Origin of the sequence: Chryseobacterium viscerum (genome assembly GCF_025949665.1) — a bacterium.
GTDB lineage: Bacteria > Bacteroidota > Bacteroidia > Flavobacteriales > Weeksellaceae > Chryseobacterium > Chryseobacterium viscerum_A.
The window spans coordinates 38,080-55,321 of record NZ_JAPDFT010000006.1 but is presented as its reverse complement, the minus strand read 5'-3'; the positions used below and the strand labels follow the sequence as shown (position 1 = coordinate 55,321).

18 protein-coding genes are annotated in these 17,242 nt (G+C 35.9%); 6 read left to right on the top strand and 12 right to left on the bottom strand.

The features are described from left to right. Positions 1-34: 34 nt before the first annotated feature. Positions 35-1,444 carry a pyridoxal phosphate-dependent decarboxylase family protein gene (locus tag OL225_RS20825; RefSeq protein WP_264519465.1) on the bottom strand — a complete coding sequence of 470 codons (1,410 nt, stop codon included), beginning with the start codon at positions 1,442-1,444 and terminating at the stop codon, positions 35-37. 171 nt (positions 1,445-1,615) lie between these two features. Here OL225_RS20825 and OL225_RS20820 point away from each other — a divergent pair, with 171 nt between their 5' ends. Then, positions 1,616-2,728: a serine hydrolase domain-containing protein gene (locus OL225_RS20820; protein WP_264519464.1), complete on the top strand. Its 1,113-nt coding sequence runs from the start codon at positions 1,616-1,618 to the stop codon at positions 2,726-2,728. Positions 2,729-2,744: 16 nt separating this feature from the next. Here the strand turns inward: OL225_RS20820 and OL225_RS20815 are convergent, their stop codons facing one another. Both OL225_RS20815 and OL225_RS20810 read right to left on the bottom strand, forming a co-directional pair. Further along, positions 2,745-3,464 (bottom strand): hypothetical protein, encoded by a 720-nt coding sequence (locus OL225_RS20815; RefSeq protein ID WP_264519463.1) that lies wholly within the window; start codon positions 3,462-3,464, stop codon positions 2,745-2,747. After that, on the bottom strand, positions 3,461-3,784 hold the full coding sequence (locus OL225_RS20810; RefSeq protein WP_047373591.1) for a PadR family transcriptional regulator: 324 nt from the start codon (positions 3,782-3,784) through the stop codon (positions 3,461-3,463). The genes OL225_RS20815 and OL225_RS20810 overlap by 4 nt, the downstream gene beginning before the upstream one ends. 79 nt (positions 3,785-3,863) lie before the next feature. Here OL225_RS20810 and OL225_RS20805 point away from each other — a divergent pair, with 79 nt between their 5' ends. Next, positions 3,864-4,388 (top strand): 2'-5' RNA ligase family protein, encoded by a 525-nt coding sequence (locus tag OL225_RS20805; RefSeq protein WP_264519462.1) that lies wholly within the window; start codon positions 3,864-3,866, stop codon positions 4,386-4,388. A 31-nt stretch (positions 4,389-4,419) separates the two neighbouring features. Here the strand turns inward: OL225_RS20805 and OL225_RS20800 are convergent, their stop codons facing one another. After that, positions 4,420-5,778: a M64 family metallopeptidase gene (locus OL225_RS20800; protein ID WP_264519461.1), complete on the bottom strand. Its 1,359-nt coding sequence runs from the start codon at positions 5,776-5,778 to the stop codon at positions 4,420-4,422. A gap of 2 nt (positions 5,779-5,780) precedes the next feature. Then, complete coding sequence (locus tag OL225_RS20795) at positions 5,781-6,272, bottom strand: hypothetical protein (protein ID WP_264519460.1); 492 nt, start codon at positions 6,270-6,272, stop codon at positions 5,781-5,783. A 101-nt stretch (positions 6,273-6,373) separates the two neighbouring features. Here OL225_RS20795 and ruvC point away from each other — a divergent pair, with 101 nt between their 5' ends. The 4 genes from ruvC to OL225_RS20775 all read left to right on the top strand — a co-directional run bounded on the left by ruvC (position 6,374) and on the right by OL225_RS20775 (position 9,595). Beyond that, a complete protein-coding gene (ruvC, locus tag OL225_RS20790; RefSeq protein ID WP_047098744.1) occupies positions 6,374-6,928 on the top strand; it encodes a crossover junction endodeoxyribonuclease RuvC in 555 nt (184 codons plus the stop codon). Between the two features lie 132 nt (positions 6,929-7,060). Continuing rightward, positions 7,061-8,131, top strand: a complete 1,071-nt coding sequence (locus tag OL225_RS20785; protein WP_264519459.1) for a DUF4407 domain-containing protein — start codon at positions 7,061-7,063, stop codon at positions 8,129-8,131. A 172-nt stretch (positions 8,132-8,303) separates the two neighbouring features. Further along, positions 8,304-8,897 (top strand): phage tail protein, encoded by a 594-nt coding sequence (locus tag OL225_RS20780; RefSeq protein WP_264519458.1) that lies wholly within the window; start codon positions 8,304-8,306, stop codon positions 8,895-8,897. Between the two features lie 5 nt (positions 8,898-8,902). Then, entirely contained in the window at positions 8,903-9,595 is a 693-nt protein-coding gene (locus OL225_RS20775) for a T9SS type A sorting domain-containing protein (protein ID WP_047373597.1), read from the top strand. Positions 9,596-9,739: 144 nt separating this feature from the next. On the opposite strand, the gene OL225_RS20770 is transcribed toward OL225_RS20775, so the two are convergent. The 7 genes from OL225_RS20770 to OL225_RS20740 all read right to left on the bottom strand — a co-directional run bounded on the left by OL225_RS20770 (position 9,740) and on the right by OL225_RS20740 (position 17,133). Then, on the bottom strand, positions 9,740-11,608 hold the full coding sequence (locus OL225_RS20770) for a zinc-dependent metalloprotease (protein ID WP_264519457.1): 1,869 nt from the start codon (positions 11,606-11,608) through the stop codon (positions 9,740-9,742). A 348-nt stretch (positions 11,609-11,956) separates the two neighbouring features. After that, complete coding sequence (gene guaB / locus OL225_RS20765; protein WP_047373599.1) at positions 11,957-13,417, bottom strand: IMP dehydrogenase; 1,461 nt, start codon at positions 13,415-13,417, stop codon at positions 11,957-11,959. A 297-nt stretch (positions 13,418-13,714) separates the two neighbouring features. After that, positions 13,715-14,218, bottom strand: coding sequence for a DUF4252 domain-containing protein (locus tag OL225_RS20760; RefSeq protein ID WP_264519456.1), 504 nt, complete (start codon positions 14,216-14,218; stop codon positions 13,715-13,717). Between the two features lie 10 nt (positions 14,219-14,228). Continuing rightward, positions 14,229-15,515, bottom strand: coding sequence for a DUF4252 domain-containing protein (locus OL225_RS20755; RefSeq protein ID WP_264519455.1), 1,287 nt, complete (start codon positions 15,513-15,515; stop codon positions 14,229-14,231). A gap of 16 nt (positions 15,516-15,531) precedes the next feature. Further along, positions 15,532-16,212 carry a hypothetical protein gene (locus OL225_RS20750; RefSeq protein WP_264519454.1) on the bottom strand — a complete coding sequence of 227 codons (681 nt, stop codon included), beginning with the start codon at positions 16,210-16,212 and terminating at the stop codon, positions 15,532-15,534. Then, complete coding sequence (locus OL225_RS20745; protein WP_047373602.1) at positions 16,187-16,696, bottom strand: RNA polymerase sigma factor; 510 nt, start codon at positions 16,694-16,696, stop codon at positions 16,187-16,189. Before OL225_RS20745 ends, OL225_RS20750 begins: the two co-directional genes overlap by 26 nt. 86 nt (positions 16,697-16,782) lie before the next feature. Next, on the bottom strand, positions 16,783-17,133 hold the full coding sequence (locus tag OL225_RS20740) for a helix-turn-helix domain-containing protein (protein ID WP_264519453.1): 351 nt from the start codon (positions 17,131-17,133) through the stop codon (positions 16,783-16,785). Positions 17,134-17,242 lie beyond the last annotated feature (109 nt).

Sequence of the window (17,242 nt, the reverse complement as noted above, 5' to 3'; positions counted from 1 at the left end):
CCTGTGAATAGTAATCCACAGGCTTTTCAATATATTATTTTATTTCAGTAATGATTTCATTCATGAGATCAAATACCTGCCTGATATCTTTTTCACTGGTCATCCAGTTTACAAAGGCAGCTCTTATTCCTTTATGCTGATTATAAAAAGTAGGTGTCATAAAAACCTTTCCTGTATCATTTAGCTTTTCAAGAAATCTCCCTACCTCATCCTGCTTTGCATCCTCTTTCAATGTAAAACAAACCGTATTTAATCTTACCGGAGCCAGCAGTTTAAAATTATCGCTGTTTTCAATCAGCTGTCCCAACTGTTTTGCCCATCCTATATTCTTATCTACAATCTCCTGATATCCCTTTTTACCATAAGCCATAAGAGAGAACCATGCAGGAAGCGCCTTTAATCTTCTTGAGTTTTCCGGAAGAAAATTTAAATAGCTGAAATTCTCCAATGGATCTCCCAGATAAGGAGCATTTGAGTTTTGAAAGGTTTCTACCTGTAAAATTTTATATTGATCTTTAATAAGAAACACGGCACTTTCATAAGGTACGTTCAGCCATTTGTGGCAATCCACCGTGATACTGTCTGCATATTCCCAGCCTTCCACAAGATTTTGATGGGTTTCCGAACAAGCTGCAAAACCACCAAAAGCAGCATCGATGTGCCACCAGAAATTATATTTTTCTTTTAATCTGCTGATCGCTTTAAAATCATCAAAATCCACTGTATTTACTGTTCCTCCACTTGAAATCAGAATAAATGGTTCACCGTCAAGCTTCAGGATATTTTCTTCCAGATCCTTGATATGAATGGCTTCCCGGTTTCCTTCTTCCGTTTTAATCTTAATGATATTACTGCTGCCAAGACCCAGGAGTGACAATGATTTTATAGAAGACGAGTGAGGTGTGGCTGTCAATATCTTTACCGTTCCGGATACACCTTCCTTCGCAATATCTCTTCCCTGCTCTTTCCCCAGCCATTGACGCCCCACAGCCAAACAGGTAAAATTAGACATCGTTGCTCCCGATACAAAACCTCCCAGAAAGCTTTCCGGAAGCTGAAGAAGTTTCAGTAAAAGCTGTATGGTTTCCATCTCTATTTTTGCGGAAGCATCTCCCTGCTCTGATACAGACTGGGGATTCTGATCATAAACCGTAGCCAGCCAGTCACCAGCTACAGATGCCGGAGTAGCCCCTCCCGTCACAAATCCCCAATATCTCGGTCCCCCGGATCCCACCATGATCGGTTCAAATTTTTCATTAAAAATCCTTAAAACTTCTTCTGTCCCGAATCCTGATTCCGGAAGTTCCTGTTTTTCCGATACCGTATTATTGATTACTGAGGTTAATCTTTCTTCAATAGAGTTCAGGTAATCCGTTCCCTGTTCTTTAATGATATTCAGCAGATATCCGATGTTTGCTGAATCATTTTTCAAGTGTTCATTCATACTTTGTGATGCATTTTCTATATCAAATGTATAAAATGCCTGCTAAAGAACCATTACATCCATATTAATTTGATTAAAAGCCCGTCCTAGCACGCAATTTGCTTCCCTTAATGCTCTTGAATATTTTAGTATCTTTAAGAGTAATAATCATTATTAAAAAATACAACACCTGTGATCAAAAATTTAGCATTCCTGGCCCTATTCTGCTTTTTATTTTCCTGTACAACTACTGAAGCACCCAAAGCCTCTCCCGTTGATAAAAAAGCAATTGTTGATTCTACCATTGCCGCTTTTCAGAAAACACTTTTAGAACAACAGATTGATTCTACTTTCAAGAAGTATCATTTCAATGGAAGCATTGCCGTTTTTAAAGACACCATTCCTCTTTACAGAAGAGAAAACGGTTTTTCTGACTTTAAGAGAAAAACCAAAATTGACAGCAATACCATTTTTGCCATAGGATCTGTGAGCAAGCAATTCACAGCGGTTATGATCCTACTTCAGATGGAGCAAGGAAAGCTGAATGTAACAGATAAAGTTTCAAAATACCTGAAGGAGTTTCAGGTTAAAGAATATGAAAATATAACAATTCATCAGCTGCTAAACCATACTTCAGGTTTGAATATGGTGGGAGGAAAGCTGATGTTCAGGAGCGGTTCCGACTTTTTCTACTCCAACGACGGATTCAATACTCTTGGAAAGATTGTGGAAAAAGTTTCCGGAAAGTCATATGCTGAAAATGTTCAGGAACTCTTTAAAAAAGCGGGAATGAAACATTCTTCAACAGGAGATACTTTTAAGGGAAATAATTTTGCCAGTGCCTATCTTGGTACGCCTGTTAAATTTCAGGAAGTTCCCAATATGCCTAAAAGATTAGGCGGGCAGGAAATCGGAACTCCTGCTGGAGGGATATTATCTACCATTCAGGATCTTCATTCATGGAACAACGCTTTGTACGGCGGAAAAATTTTAAAGCCTGAAACCTTAAAACTATTTATGGCAAAAAGCGCAGAAAGGCGTCATGCAATCTTTGGAAAGATGGGTTATGCTTACGGCATCATGCTTAACATTGGCCAGCCCAACTCTTATTTCCATAGCGGTTATATAAAAGGTTCTCCTTCATTAAACATCTATTATCCGGACACCAAAACTTCCGTGATCATCTTGTCTAATATTGCCGATGAAGAAAAAGGAAAAGGAGTAATCTTCAGACCTCATATTGAAGTAAAAAAGATTACAGATCATCTTGAAAATACCCTTACACAGCTCAGATCACAACGTTAATTGAATAGTACATTGTTTATACAGGCTTAAGGAACTCCTGCATTTTCACCAAATTCTTTTTGTGCTCTATAAAATTGAGTGCAGCAAACACCAGAGCCGTCTGCAGTATAAAAGGAAGAATCAAGGTAACTAAGGTCAGAAAAACTTCAGAATGATGGTGCTCTCTGAAAAACTGATAAGCATAATTTCCGTTTTTCATGGTAACCTGCATCATTGAAGAAAAGCAAACTACCAATAATCCTATATTCTGCTGATACATTGTATAAAGGCTTTTTCCTTTGTATTTGAAATCTGCTCTCAGATATTTCCATATCTTATAATTACAAACCAATATCAATACTGAACCCAATAAAAAAGATCCGTTAAGCAGTTTGAAAAACAGATTATAATCTTCCTGATTTTTTGTTATAAAAATCAACAATAAATTAATTCCTAAAGCCAACAGTCCTATCATTAAAGATTTTCTGAAAAGTCCGGCATATTTTTCCTGTATAATCTTTTTGGCAATCAAAGGAATTGCCGTTGGATAGAATAGCAGATAATTAACCAACTTAAATTCTCCGTTCCAGGATTCTTTTATTTTTAAGAAAGCGTCCTCGAAACTGATATTTTCATTATGCTGAAGATCTGAAACCTGACTGATCATATGATCTCTGATTTCTACCAGAATATCTAGTGAGAGCTGTTGGGCTATCAGATAATCCGTAATTTTATTTTCCTGTACTTCGGTTATCATATATTGAATATCGCCTGTAGATTTAACAAGTAACTTTTCATCTCAGTCTCTTTTTCTGCCTGTTGTTTTTTTCCTTTTTCAGTCAGCAGATAATATTTACGGTCTCTTCCGTTGATCTTCTGAATTTCAGAAATAATCATTCCGTCGCTCTCCAGTTTATGCAGTAATGGATAAAGTGCTCCTTCCGTCATTTCAAGCTCACCTTCTGTAAGCTCTTTTGCCCTTTGAGTAATCTGATACCCGTACATTTTAATTTCTTTTGAAAGAAGCTTCAAAATAATATTCTGCAGGGTACCTTTATAAAGACTATTCTTTTTCATAGAATGATTTATGCATTGCAAACATATGCATAATTTTCTTATGTATTAAAATTTAATATAAAAACTTTTAATTTGCCTTATGAAAAAAATGTACTTCATAGCCATTTACCCTTCTCAGGAGATTATTGAAGAAATAAAAGTCTTTAAAAGAGATCTGGCTATTCATTTTGCCAATTCCAAGGCTTTGAAAAATGAAGCCCATATTACACTATTTCCTCCCTTTTCAAGAGAAATTGAACTGGAGGATGATATTCATATTGCTTTTCAGAAGATCAATACGGAAATTACACCTTTTGAAGTAGAGCTGGATGGCTTTGGAAGCTTTCCTAATCCTAAAAACCCTGTACTTTATATTCAGCCAAAAGAAAATATTCATTTAACTGAGCTTTATCATAGAGTAAAAGAGTACTTTAATTTTGCACAGTATTCTTTTAGTCCTCATGTGACTGTAGGATTCAGAGATCTGACCTGGGAAAATTATCTTAAAGCCTGGGAAAAATATGAAACGAAGCAATACAAAACTAAATTCTTAGTTGATAAAATAATGCTTCTTCGCCACGATGGACAATGGGTACCTATAGCAGATAAAAAGCTGGAAAAATAAAACCGGCTGCTAGAGCCGGTTGAGTTCAAATTTATTCTTTGATGATCTTCTGAGAAAGAATCAGGTTTTTGTTTTCTTTTACATTCAGCAGATAGGTGCCTGACGGATAGTTTTTAATATCAATTCTGAGTCCGGCATCTTTGAATTCAAATCTTGAAGGAATCAGTTTTCCTGAAGTATCATAGATCTCTACTTTTACATCTTTTGAAAAATCCTGTTTCCCTTTAATATAAAATTCTCCTTCTGTAGGATTCGGGTAAACACTGAAGCGTCTTTCTTCAGCTTTTACTTCTGAAAGTTTAAGGGTAGATTTACTTAGAGTCCAGGAAACAGTAGTAACATGCAGAGTACTGTGGTTATCAACTTTTAAAAGCGGATTATCATCTACTACAGACAATGTTAGTGTATTATTTCCATTATTCAGTTGCGCAGGAGTAATGGTAACACTACTTCCTGTTGATCCAAGTGTTGTCCCATTTAAGCTCCAGGTATTGACTAACGTATTAGGATTGGGAAGAATTTCATTAGCTGTAAAAGTGACATTAGACGTAGCATCTACTGTAGTGTTGTTTGCTGGTGTATAGGAATCTATAGGAGACACTAAACCATGAATTTTTTCAATAATTGCCTCTTTACATACTGAGCAGAACTGTTGGTTAAGATACCTCATCTCACAACTCTGATGCGGGCGGAACCAACTAGGACTTTCAGCATGGGCATATACTCCTACTCCATTTAATCCTACCCAATTTTTCCATTTGATAGTTGCAGGATTAGAGTTTTGGGTTTTATTGGCAGATTCCAGTGAACCTGAAAACCAATATTCATCAGCTAACTTTCCAAAGGAATGTCCCAGCTCATGCACCACAATTTCATTCGAGGAACCATTTAATGAGGCAAAGGCATAAGTTCCTCCACAACCTCCATATTCTGTAGAATTGCCCAATACATAGGTAATATCATAATCAGGGATATTGGCTGCCAACACCTGCCCCACCTTATTAGTTGTGTTACTGTATATACATCTGTGAACTCCTACATCGAAAGTGGAGCCCAGGTAATTATTAGGATTGGAAACAGGGATTACTGGTTCAGTAACATCTGTTGCTGTCCCGGGGTGCTTCACTCCCGATTCTGTAGAAATTACTTTTACAGCATAAGCATTAAAGTAATTTTTATATTCTGTATAAGGGCTTTTGGTAAAAAGATAATTAACGGTATTCTGAGCTGAAGTTGTAAAAGCAGCTTGCTGTGCGGCGGTAAATCCGTCTCCTAAAACAGCAATAATAATCCTTTTACTATTGTCTCCGTTCTGTAAAAGCGGAACCGTATCAAATGTCTGGGCAAAACAGCTGCTTCCAATCAAAAGGGGTAATAAAACTTTTTTCATAGCTATAGTTTTTTTGTGAATAATAGTTGTGCTCCATCATCAGTTGCCTTTTCAACCTTTACAGTCTGAACATTTTCAGAATAGGAAAAACGGGCACTGAACTCTGTGCTCTGAAGGGATGCTTTATGTCTGGAAATTCCTTCTTTTTCGTACACTTCCAATTCAGGATTAAAAGGATCTTTCACAAGCTGTCTGGCAACTTCTTTTCCGTCAGACTGCGTCAGCGTGATAATAAAGTCTCCCTGATGAGCTTCATTTCTTTCAAAAGATGAGATCTGCTTCAATCTGCCATCCGTAACTTTACTGCTTTGGAGGGTAATTTTTGCATTTCCTGACTGATCTTTATCTGCCTTGAAAAACAAATAAATAATTCGGTCACTTTTTTTTAGCGTAGTTTCTGAAAGTGACTGCCTTTTCTGAGTTAATCCATTCTCTTTCTGAAAACTACAGAACAGAAAAACAGGAACAACGAGTACATTAAATACATTTTTCATAGTCATTTTTGTTTAAAGGTACTAAAGTTTTAAATATAAATGAAAGTCATTTCCAATACTTTTTCACTCTTAAAAAACTTAGAAAGTTCTATCTTTGGGCAATGATTTCAGAGAAAATAATTTTAGGTATTGACCCCGGAACAACTGTCATGGGATTTGGTATTATCTCCGTAAAAAAAGGAAAAATGGAGATGGTTTCTATTCATGAACTCATCTTAAAAAAATACCCTAATCACGAAACCAAGCTCAAATATATTTTTGAAAGAACGCTGTCTCTTATCGACGAGTTTCATCCTGATGAAGTAGCTCTTGAAGCTCCTTTCTTTGGAAAAAATGTACAGAGTATGCTTAAACTTGGCCGTGCACAGGGAGTAGCCATGGCTGCCAGCCTTTACAGAAATATCCCGATCACAGAATATTCTCCGAAAAAAATCAAAATGGCCATCACCGGAAACGGAAATGCCAGTAAAGAACAGGTAGCGGGTATGCTTCAGAATCTTCTTAATTTAAAGGAGTTCCCTACCAAATATCTGGATGCCTCCGACGGACTTGCCGTTGCTGTATGCCATCATTTCAATTCCGGAACCATAGCAGATACCAAATCATATTCCGGATGGGAAAGCTTTCTGAAGCAGAATCCGGATAGACTGAAATAATTTTTCAAACTTCTATTTTAAACGTTTAAAAAACAATATCTTACGAAAACACACATAATTACTTGGTAAAACATAATACTATCTTTTACATTGGTATGATTTTTAGTACTACCTTTGTATAAATTTTCAGTTATGAAAACAAACCAACAAACTATAAATCAAGGGACTCATAAAATAAACTGGTTCCAAAAGTTCCTGATGGTATGCTCCGGCGGGAACATCCATATCTTAAGAAAGACCCCGAGTGAGTGGAATAAATTTTCGGGGATTGGAGGTATCGTGCTTTTCACGGCAGTATTTGCTACTTTATCTGCAGGCTATGCCATGTATACCGTATTCGATAATATCTGGGCTGCCATTGGATTTGGAATTCTTTGGGGGCTGATGATCTTTAATCTTGACCGTTATATCGTTTCTTCCATTAAAAAAACAGGTACCTGGTGGAATCAGATTCTGATGGCCATTCCCCGTCTTATCCTTGCCACATTTTTAGGAATTATTATTTCGAAACCATTAGAGCTTAAAATTTTTGAGAAAGAGGTAAACAAACAGTTGAATACAATCATTCAAAGAAATAAAAAACAGCTTCAGGGAGAAATGAACGGAAGAATTCTTCAACAGAGCGGGCCTTTTGAAACAGAAAAACAACAAATTTCAGAAAAGATAGCACAGTATCAGAAAGCCTATGATTCAGCTTCAGTAGAACTTGAAAAAGAAATTCTGGGAAAACAATCAGGTCTAACCAGTGGAAAAGAAGGCTACGGACCGAATGCAAAGCGTAAAAAGGAATTGAAAGAGCAACGCAGACAAGATCTTGAGAACTATCAAAAACAAGCTTCTCCAAGACTGGAATATCTGGATAAAGAAATTTCCAAAGTATATACGAATCTGGAAACCGAAAGAAAATCTACAGAGACTTTTGAAGATAAATTTAACGGGTTTGCGGCAAGGCTTCAGGCATTGGATGAACTGGGCAAAAATTCAGCTATTATAGGACTGGCAGCAGCTTTTATTATGGGACTGTTTATATGTCTTGAAATTTCCCCGGTCCTGGTAAAATTAATTTCTCATATAGGGCCTTACGATTATCTTTTAGAAAAAACAGAAAATGATTTCAGGTTGTATTCCAAAGAGAAAATTGAAAAAGGAAATGCTCTGACAGATTTTAGGATTGAAGATTTTAAGGATAATTTGAAAAATTAATTATCATGTGTATGGGCTATTAGCAATTTAAACATTAGAGAAAAAATCTATAAAATATTAATATTTAATTAATGAAATCTACCTTTCATTAAATTAATGAAAGGTTTTTGTTTTTATAATTCATTATATGTGAAATATTTTCTAATTTTATATTACTTAAAACCTTGTCATCATGAAAAATTTATTTTTTGCATGTACACTGCTGATCTGCGGTGCATTTGCCCCTGCCTTAAAAGCTCAGGCATCAGAACCATTTTTAGGGCAAATAGCCTTTGTACCTTATAATTTTGCTCCAAAGTACTGGGCAGAATGTAATGGGCAGATCCTGTCTATCGCTCAAAATCAAGCACTTTTTTCATTGTTAGGAACTACCTATGGAGGAAATGGAACCACCACATTTGCTTTACCTGATATGAGGGGAAGAGTACTTGTTCATAACGGACAGGCTCCGGGAGGGCCTACAACGTATACCATGGGAGAAACCGGCGGAACAGAAAGTGTTACATTATTGATAACACAAATGCCAGCTCACAATCATACTGTAAATGCTGTAACCGCGGAAGGAAATCAAAATTCACCCACAAATAATCTTCCGGCAGATACCAAAATTCTTGATAAAGAATATTCTGATACAGCCGCCAATACTACGATGAAAAGTACAATGGTAGGAAACACAGGAGGAAACCAGCCTCATGAAAACAGACCTCCTTTTATTACCCTAAAATGCATCATTGCATTAGCAGGAGTCTTTCCATCACAAAACTAAGAGCTATGAAAATTCTTTACTTATTATGTCTGATAGCAGGAAGCACAGCTTTTGCACAGACTATAACGTTTAATGGATGCCCTAATCTGTTTGATAGCCCTCCTAATACTTATGTCTTTAACAAAACAGGAGTAGATGCCTTTAGTAAGAATATTTATATGACCACTCCTATTGATGGCGGGCAAGATTGTAGTGGATTAGGTACCTGCGAATTTAAAATTCAATGGAACAATGCTCTTACAAGATGGGAGTTTCTTGGTGATGAAGGAAACGGAACCTTTACCACTCCCTCTTTGCTTTATTATAACTCAACAGGAAATAATTCCGTGCCAATACCCCCAGGAAACAGCATAGGAACCTGGGTTGAAAATACAGCAATTACTAACGGACAATGTGGCGGAAATCTTACTACAGCAAATTCTACCATGACGGGTGACGTACAGACCACAACATTGGGAACTTCAGATCTTTCTAAAAATAAAATTCAGATCTTCCCTAATCCTGTGACCGATTTCATTAGAATTTCCGGCATTGATGACGGATTATCCATCCAAGTTTATAATATTGACGGACGACTTGTAAAATCGGAAATGTTTGATTCAAAAATTGATGTCTCACAACTTATTCCAGGTGGTTATATATTAAAAATAAATACTAGGAATTTCCAAACTCATCAATTTAAATTCGTAAAAAAATAAACTACTATTTTATAAGAAAAAACCTTTTAAAGCTTTCGGAATTTCCGGAAGCTTTTATTTTTCATCACAAAATACATTAGAATTAAATAAAAAATGCCTCCATTAAAATGGAGACATTTATATTTATTTTAAACTTTGATCAATTTATTTGATGATCAATTTAGAAGTTTTAGAATCTTTTCCGTTAGAAACCTGAATCATATATACTCCTTTTTCTAACTGTTGCTCTACTTTGAAAACTCCATTCCCTTCTTCAGTTGCAGATGGACTTGCGATCAATCTTCCTGACATATCAGAAATAGAAACCTTCAGGTTTTTACCATTTTTAGCTTTAATGAAGATTTTATCTCCGGTTGCAACCGGGTTAGGATAAACAGTTAAATCACCATTATCTGCTTTCACTTCACTTGTTCCTAAGTTAGTAACAAATTTCACAGTATAGTCTTCAACCTGTCCGTACTTTAATTGCCCACAAGGAGTCATATTAGGATTCTCATCATCTACAAGTACTCTCATTCTAAGCGGAGTATTAAGTACTGCTGAAGCAGGAGCTGTAATGGTAGTATTGTAAGTTCCTATTAACGTAACCGGATCTGCTACAATATTATCAGCAGAACCTACAAGTTCAGAAGCTTCAAATGTTCCGTTATTATTATAGTCAATCCAAACTCTTACTTCATTATTTGAATCTGATACATTTACCTGAAGATTATGAGTACCTGTTGCCGAAAGTTCTGTAGATGTAGCTTTCAGACAGCCTGCTCCCGTATAATCTTCATAAAAACTAGCATTATTCTGCCAAAATCCTGTAGTAGCATTATTAATAGTACCTAATTTTACTAAAGTTGGCCCTACAAAATAATTATTCGGATTGGTTACTCCTGCTGGATTACATGTAGCAGCAATAGGTGTTCCTATCGCAGCTCCTGCAGAAGGAGCTGTTGCTCCTAATGAAGTACTCAACGCCCCCCTCATTAAGAAGAAATAAAGAGCAGCTCTATCATGTTGTCCATTGGTAAACTTGAATGCTATTGGGTTTGTATAATTCATCATATTATACTGTACTCCCTGATAGTTTGCTCCTGTACAATAATTCATATCATTGTTAGTAGGTGCAGGGTCATTCAGTAAGCTTCTTGATCTTTCTGTATCGCAAACCTGATCATCATCTTTATTACAATCATTATTAGTCATCGCAGGACAGTAGGTAGTAGAAGTAGTCCCTTGTGGCGGTTGAGCGTTAGCATTTCCAAAAGTGTGAAGCAGTCCCATACTATGTCCAAATTCATGGGCCAAAGTAATATCATCCTGTAATGTAACCACAAAAGATTTCATAAAGGACTCATAGTTAGCATCAGCATTTTGAGGTAGTCCAGCCCAGCCCATAATACCGTATGTTCCACCACCATCTACTTTATTCATGATGTAGATATTAAAGTAAGATGCCTCAGGCCAGTGCGGTGCAATTGATTTAACCTGATCAGTAGTAACACCACTTGTTCCACTACGGTTTACCCCATTTGCATCATATCCTGGAAGAGTACCACCATTATATCGAACAATCCCCGTAGTAGCGTTACAGTTAGGATCCCTTTTAGCCAATACTAATTTAATTGGCATTGTAGCAGCAGTACCAAAATCAGCAGGAATTCCCTGAGACCATTGATATGTACCTGCATACATTTGATTACAACGATCCAGCCAAGCCTGAATTTGTGCATCACTCTTATTGTACGTTGTACCAATAGCAGCACCAGTAGGTGCTATTACGTGTACTACCACAGGAATTTCATAAACTCCATTTACAATTTTATATGCACTTCCATTTTTAGCAGTAGTATTTTGGTTACTGCTAATAACTTTATTACGGATATTGCGAATCATTTCATCAATTTCCTCATTCTGTTTTTGGTGTACTCTCTGTTCATTATCAAAGTCACACCATTCTTTTTTTTGCTGTGCTGAGATTGAAAGGGAAAGTAACAAAGCCCCACAAAGGATAGTTTTCTTCATTCCAATAATTAAAAAAATTAAACAAGTTGCAAATTTATTAATTTTACACCTCAATCAATAATATTTATCATTAAAACCAGTGTAAAATTTTAAATTTCACTACAGTTAGTAGAAAAAAATAAACTATTGTTACATTTAAATATAAAAATAAAATTAACATCACTTCAAAACCTTATTTTTATATTTAAATTATTCTTAAAAAAACATACAAAATAAAAAGAAATAAATAATTCAATAAATTATAAATATAAAACTATAACATTATTAATCAACTAGTTAAAATACAATTACAAAATAAAAAAACCGCACTAATTGTGCGGTTTTAAATATATAAATTCAATTATGCTTTTATAAAGAATAATTCGGAGCTTCCTGTGTGATAATTACATCATGCGGGTGAGATTCTTTCAATCCGCTTCCGGTAATCATTACCAGTTTGGAATCTCTCTGAAGCGTTTCAATATCTTTTGCTCCACAGTATCCCATACCAGCTCTCAGACCTCCTGTCAACTGGAAAATCACATCTTCCAATTTTCCTTTATGTGGAACTCTTCCTTCAATTCCTTCCGGAACGAATTTTTTAGCTTCACTCTGGAAATATCTTTCTTTACCTCCTCTCTTCATTGCTGAAAGGCTTCCCATTCCCTGGTAAGATTTGAATTTTCTTCCCTGGAAGATAATTTCTTCTCCCGGAGCTTCGTCCGTACCAGCTAAAAGTGAACCCAGCATTACTGCACCTGCTCCACTAGCAATAGCTTTAACGATATCTCCAGAAAGCTTGATTCCTCCATCACCAATTACAGCTACATTTTGAGATTTAGCATATTCGTATACATTATAGATCGCAGATAACTGAGGAACCCCTACTCCGGCAACTACTCTGGTTGTACAGATAGATCCAGGCCCTACTCCTACTTTCAAAACATTTGCTCCTGCTTCAATAAGGTCTTTAGCAGCATCGGCAGTTACAATGTTTCCACCTACAATATCAAGGTTCGGGTATGCTTTTCTGATTTCAGAAATTTTATCTAAAACTCCTTTAGAATGGCCGTGTGCAGAGTCAATTGCTACGATATCAACTCCAGCTTTCACCAACGCCTCAATTCTTGTCAATGTATCTTCTCCTACACCTACTCCTGCTCCTACAATAAGACGACCACTCTCATCTTTATTAGCATTCGGGTACTCCAGTTGATTATCGATATCCTTGATGGTAATTAAACCTACAAGTTTATTGTCTTTATCTACGATAGGAAGTTTTTCAACTCTGTTTTTAAGAAGGATTTCTTTTGCCTTTTCAAGGTTGGTATTTTTGTCGGAAGTGATCAGATTTTCTTTGGTCATGATCTCTTCAACTTTCATATCAAGATTTTCCTGATACTTCACATCTCTGTTGGTAATAATTCCAATCAGGACATTATTAGGATCTACTACGGGAAGACCGGAAATCTTATATCTTGACATAAGATCTCTAGCTTCACCTAAAGTATGATCTTTAGATAAAGTTACCGGATCAGAGATCATTCCGTTTTCAGAACGCTTTACACGGTTTACCTGAGCAGCCTGCTCAGCGATCGTCATGTTTTTGTGAATAAAACCTAATCCTCCAACTCTTGCTAAAGCAATAGCCAGATCAGCTTCAGTAACAGTGTCCATCGCAGCGGAAACTATCGGAACATTCAGCGTGATTTTGTCGGTAAGTCTTGATTTTAATGAAACCTGGTTAGGTAAAACTTCTGAATAAGAAGGGACTAGAAGAACGTCATCGAAAGTGATGGCTGTCTCTACAATTTTGTTATGAATAGACATCTTTACTTTCTTTGCAAAATTAGGTTATTTTAATGAGATATGAAAATCCTTTTCAATAGTTTAAATAAAATTTAATAATCAATAACTTAAATCGAAAAACCGCTCTTTTGTCAGAACGGTTACGGTACAAAATAATTGAATATGTAGAAACTACTTGTTAACTCTAATTAAAATGGTTGTTAAAAGGCCTGCTTAGCCTGGTTTCCATTTTTTATCTAAATGCTCAATATGAGTCTGATTATTTTATCAATGTATAATTTATTAGTTTTTTCGTGTTGTGGAGATTATTTGCCAGAATTATTTAACAGAAACAGAATTAATCATTTTTGAGATATCATCAGGAGTAAAATTTCCTTTCACATCTACAAAAACCATATCCTGGCTATTGGAACCTACAGTGATCAGCATATTTTTAATAGCGTCTCCGTCTTGTTTTACCCGTATATTGACATTATCTCCATCATGCTTGATGGTAGCCCATTCTTCATAATGATTATCACTTAAATACTGAGTATAATCATTCAGCATTTCCTTACTCCCGTTTGTTACGGTAAGAACTTTTATTTTTGAAGCTTTCTTCACCAGATTGACTGTTTCCTCACTTTCGCCTTCTTCCCTTAAAGCCTTCTTAATATACGATTTAGCAAGAGCCATGGGTACATTAATACTTGCAAACCTCGCTCCTTTGAAATCATATTTTGAGTTTTGAAAAAAGTCGATGTTCGGTTTTTCTGATACAATACACGACTGAAGCATACCTATTGTCAGAATAGCGAGGAAAATGTTTTTAAGAGTCTTCATAGTTTAGTTTTTATTTGATTTGTCTAAAGCTTCCTCCTGAAACTTTATCTACTTTAGCATCCAGTTCAGGATTTCCTCTCAGCTTTACAGCGGCTCCTGAAGAAACACTTACCTTTAGTTTATCTGTAACCAGCAGAGAAAGACTTGCACCTGAAGTAGATTCTACCACTGCTGTAGCAATCTTAAGATCATCTGCTTTACAAGATGCTCCACTACTGATATCAATGACAGCAGAGGCTGCCTCTCCGGATATACTAACACTTGCACCACTGGAAGTATCCAATACCAGTTTTGATGTTTTAATATCAACATCCAGTACAGACCCTGAGCTTACTTCCACTGCTGCGGCCTCTTTCACATTGAATGTTCCTTTAATAATAGAACCGGACTCTGCTTCAATTGCCAAACTGTTTTCTGTAACAGGATTCACTGCTGTAAAGACACTGCCTGATGATGTTTTTATAGCATTAATACTAGGAGCAGAAACGTTGACATTCAGATTTTTAAACCTCAGGTTTCGAACTCCTTTATTGTCAACATAGATCTTTAAAACTCCGTTTTCCACTTTCGTGATTACATATTGAAGCTTATCTGCATCCGCAATAACTTTTACACTCCTTGTATTTTCCTGTTTATAGGTAACATTTACCCCTACGCTGGCATCTATCTTTGAGAAATCACCTACATTTCTGTTATCTCCGTTCAGGTAGGATGATGTATTACCTGAAGTAAGATCATTTCTCACAGAAGTTGTAACAGAAGAAGTAGTTGTTTCACCGGAATTAATGATCTTGTTAACGTCAGATAATTTCATTTTTCCGTTAAGAATAAAAATAATGTTCTCTTCTTTAGAATCAACGTTAAAAACAAGATTTTCCAGGTAGTTGTCTTTTTCTTCTTCAGCCAAGAACTTCATAGAGGTTCCGTCACTGCTCATTGACATCAATTCATTGAAGTTAAGAGACTTCAAAGCATTGTTTATTCTTGCCGTCTTATCTTCATTCATTTTTATATTGGCAAGATTTTCGTCTTTTAATCGATCCGGAAAAGTGATTTTTGGAATAATCAAAATTTTGAGACCTTCTACCTCATTCAGAATAGGTTTAATTTTTCCGATATAGGCATCATCAACATCAATGGTATTCAATAACTTGAACATCGGTTTTTTGATATTGATAGAGGTTACTCTTCCATTTTTTTCAAAATCCTGAAAAAGCTTGTCTAATTTCTCAGTCTGTGCAGAAGAAGTTGCAAAGCTGCTTAGCATTATAGCTATTATAAAAAATATTTTTTTCATGGGATTGTTCTGATTTTTAGTATTCGCTGTCAAGATTTTCATTTTTTTGAGAAGATGCTACTGTTTTTTTGAACTCGTTTCCTAATTTCATAAAGGAGTATCTGGTAACATCCAAGGCTTCTTTTTCACTACTGATCCTTTTACCGTTTACAATTACATAAGAGTCATTGTATGCTGTTGCAGAATCATTTAAACTTTTATTTGGGAAGGAAGAATTATCAACATATCTAGGTTTTCTTTCTTTTTTAAGTCTTCCTCTTTTAGGCAGGATTTCGTCCATTACATCTTTTTCTGCAACCTGATTATCCTGAAAAACAGAATCTTTTTTCACTCCGGAAATAGAATCGGTATGATTCACTGCAACCTGTTCCTGATGATCCCTGTTTTCTTCAATAAATCCGGATTTCTGTTTTAAGATTTCCTCTTTTACCAGTTTTTCTTTGTCCTGCGCGTCCTTATTATTGTTATTCAGGAAGAATCCGATACTGAAAACAAGCATTACACTGGCGGCCATCCAGAACCATTTAGGAAAGGAGGGTTTCTTCTTTTCTTCCAATGGAATAAGAGGGATTGTATTCTGTTCAGGCTCCGCACCTTCTGCAGTCTGAAGAAAGTCTTCAAAACTCCAGTCCATTTTTTCTTCCTTAATGTCCCGGAAGACCTCGTTGTATTTATCTTGTAATTGATCTTTTTTCATAGCTCATCAGTTGTGAGATTTGTTCTTTTACTTTTTGTCTCGCACGCATCAGGTTTACCCTTACTGCATTTTCCTCCATTTCCAGCATTTCAGAAATTTCGGAAACTTCGTATTCTTCTACATCTTTCAAGTGGATGACCATCTTTTGTTTCTCGGGGAGCTGATTGATAAATCCTACAATATGTTCCTTAAGGTTATCAACTTCCATACTGTAAAGCTCCGAGCGATGAAGCTGCATATCCGCAAAGCCGATCTTTACATCGTGATGCTTCAGGCGGTTCAGGCATTCGTTCCGGACAGATTTCAGCGCATAGGATTTAAAATTTCCGAATTGCCCCAGCTCATCCCTCTTCTGCCAAAACTTCATCATGAGATCCTGTACTACATCTTCTGCTTCATCACTGCTCATGACAAACCGCTTCGCAAAACGATACATCTCGTCTTTGAGAATAAACACCGTATTCTTGAAAGTTTCTTGGGTCATGAGTTTTGTTTCTTATAGGTAAGACAATTGCCGTTACAGATCTATTACATCAAAAATAAAAAAACTTCAAAAAAAAATTGAAGTTTTTATTTTTTACCGAGAAGCTGCTTGAGAAATTCAATCTCTGCATCCTTGTCTTTAAGCCTTTGTTCGTATTGCTCTATTAACTTTTCAGGAAGCTGATTTTGATAAATAAAGCCATTATTTCCTCCATGAACATTATCATAATTAAAAGATAATCCATCTCCGCTCAAAAAATCAAGAACACTTACATCTAAAGCTTTTGCTATATCTTCTACCTGAGAAAAAGCGGGCTTACTTTTATCGTTCTCAAAATTGGAATAGGTTTTCTGGGAGACATTCAATACTTCCGCAAGATATTCCTGGGTAAAGTTCTTATTGATTCTCGCTTTTTTCAGTTTTTCTCCTAGCGTCATAGCACAATGTATTTTTACCAAAATTACATATTTTTTTCTTTTAGAAAAATAATACGGAAACCAGTATTTTTCTTCTGTATTGTTTCAATTTATTATTCACACATTTGTA

What these genes read in the sequence shown, in the direction of transcription:
- OL225_RS20770 (WP_264519457.1), bottom strand. Translation starts at nt 11,608, where the DNA reads ATGAAGAAAACTATCCTTTGTGGGGCTTTGTTACTTTCCCTTTCAATC.
- OL225_RS20805 (WP_264519462.1), top strand. Translation starts at nt 3,864, where the DNA reads ATGAAAAAAATGTACTTCATAGCCATTTACCCTTCTCAGGAGATTATT.
- OL225_RS20775 (WP_047373597.1), top strand. Translation starts at nt 8,903, where the DNA reads ATGAAAATTCTTTACTTATTATGTCTGATAGCAGGAAGCACAGCTTTT.
- OL225_RS20780 (WP_264519458.1), top strand. Translation starts at nt 8,304, where the DNA reads ATGAAAAATTTATTTTTTGCATGTACACTGCTGATCTGCGGTGCATTT.
- OL225_RS20740 (WP_264519453.1), bottom strand. Translation starts at nt 17,133, where the DNA reads ATGACGCTAGGAGAAAAACTGAAAAAAGCGAGAATCAATAAGAACTTT.
- OL225_RS20750 (WP_264519454.1), bottom strand. Translation starts at nt 16,212, where the DNA reads ATGAAAAAAGATCAATTACAAGATAAATACAACGAGGTCTTCCGGGAC.
- OL225_RS20825 (WP_264519465.1), bottom strand. Translation starts at nt 1,444, where the DNA reads ATGAATGAACACTTGAAAAATGATTCAGCAAACATCGGATATCTGCTG.
- OL225_RS20815 (WP_264519463.1), bottom strand. Translation starts at nt 3,464, where the DNA reads ATGATAACCGAAGTACAGGAAAATAAAATTACGGATTATCTGATAGCC.
- OL225_RS20745 (WP_047373602.1), bottom strand. Translation starts at nt 16,696, where the DNA reads ATGACCCAAGAAACTTTCAAGAATACGGTGTTTATTCTCAAAGACGAG.
- OL225_RS20810 (WP_047373591.1), bottom strand. Translation starts at nt 3,784, where the DNA reads ATGAAAAAGAATAGTCTTTATAAAGGTACCCTGCAGAATATTATTTTG.
- OL225_RS20755 (WP_264519455.1), bottom strand. Translation starts at nt 15,515, where the DNA reads ATGAAAAAAATATTTTTTATAATAGCTATAATGCTAAGCAGCTTTGCA.
- OL225_RS20785 (WP_264519459.1), top strand. Translation starts at nt 7,061, where the DNA reads ATGAAAACAAACCAACAAACTATAAATCAAGGGACTCATAAAATAAAC.
- OL225_RS20800 (WP_264519461.1), bottom strand. Translation starts at nt 5,778, where the DNA reads ATGAAAAAAGTTTTATTACCCCTTTTGATTGGAAGCAGCTGTTTTGCC.
- ruvC (WP_047098744.1), top strand. Translation starts at nt 6,374, where the DNA reads ATGATTTCAGAGAAAATAATTTTAGGTATTGACCCCGGAACAACTGTC.
- OL225_RS20760 (WP_264519456.1), bottom strand. Translation starts at nt 14,218, where the DNA reads ATGAAGACTCTTAAAAACATTTTCCTCGCTATTCTGACAATAGGTATG.
- OL225_RS20795 (WP_264519460.1), bottom strand. Translation starts at nt 6,272, where the DNA reads ATGAAAAATGTATTTAATGTACTCGTTGTTCCTGTTTTTCTGTTCTGT.
- guaB (WP_047373599.1), bottom strand. Translation starts at nt 13,417, where the DNA reads ATGTCTATTCATAACAAAATTGTAGAGACAGCCATCACTTTCGATGAC.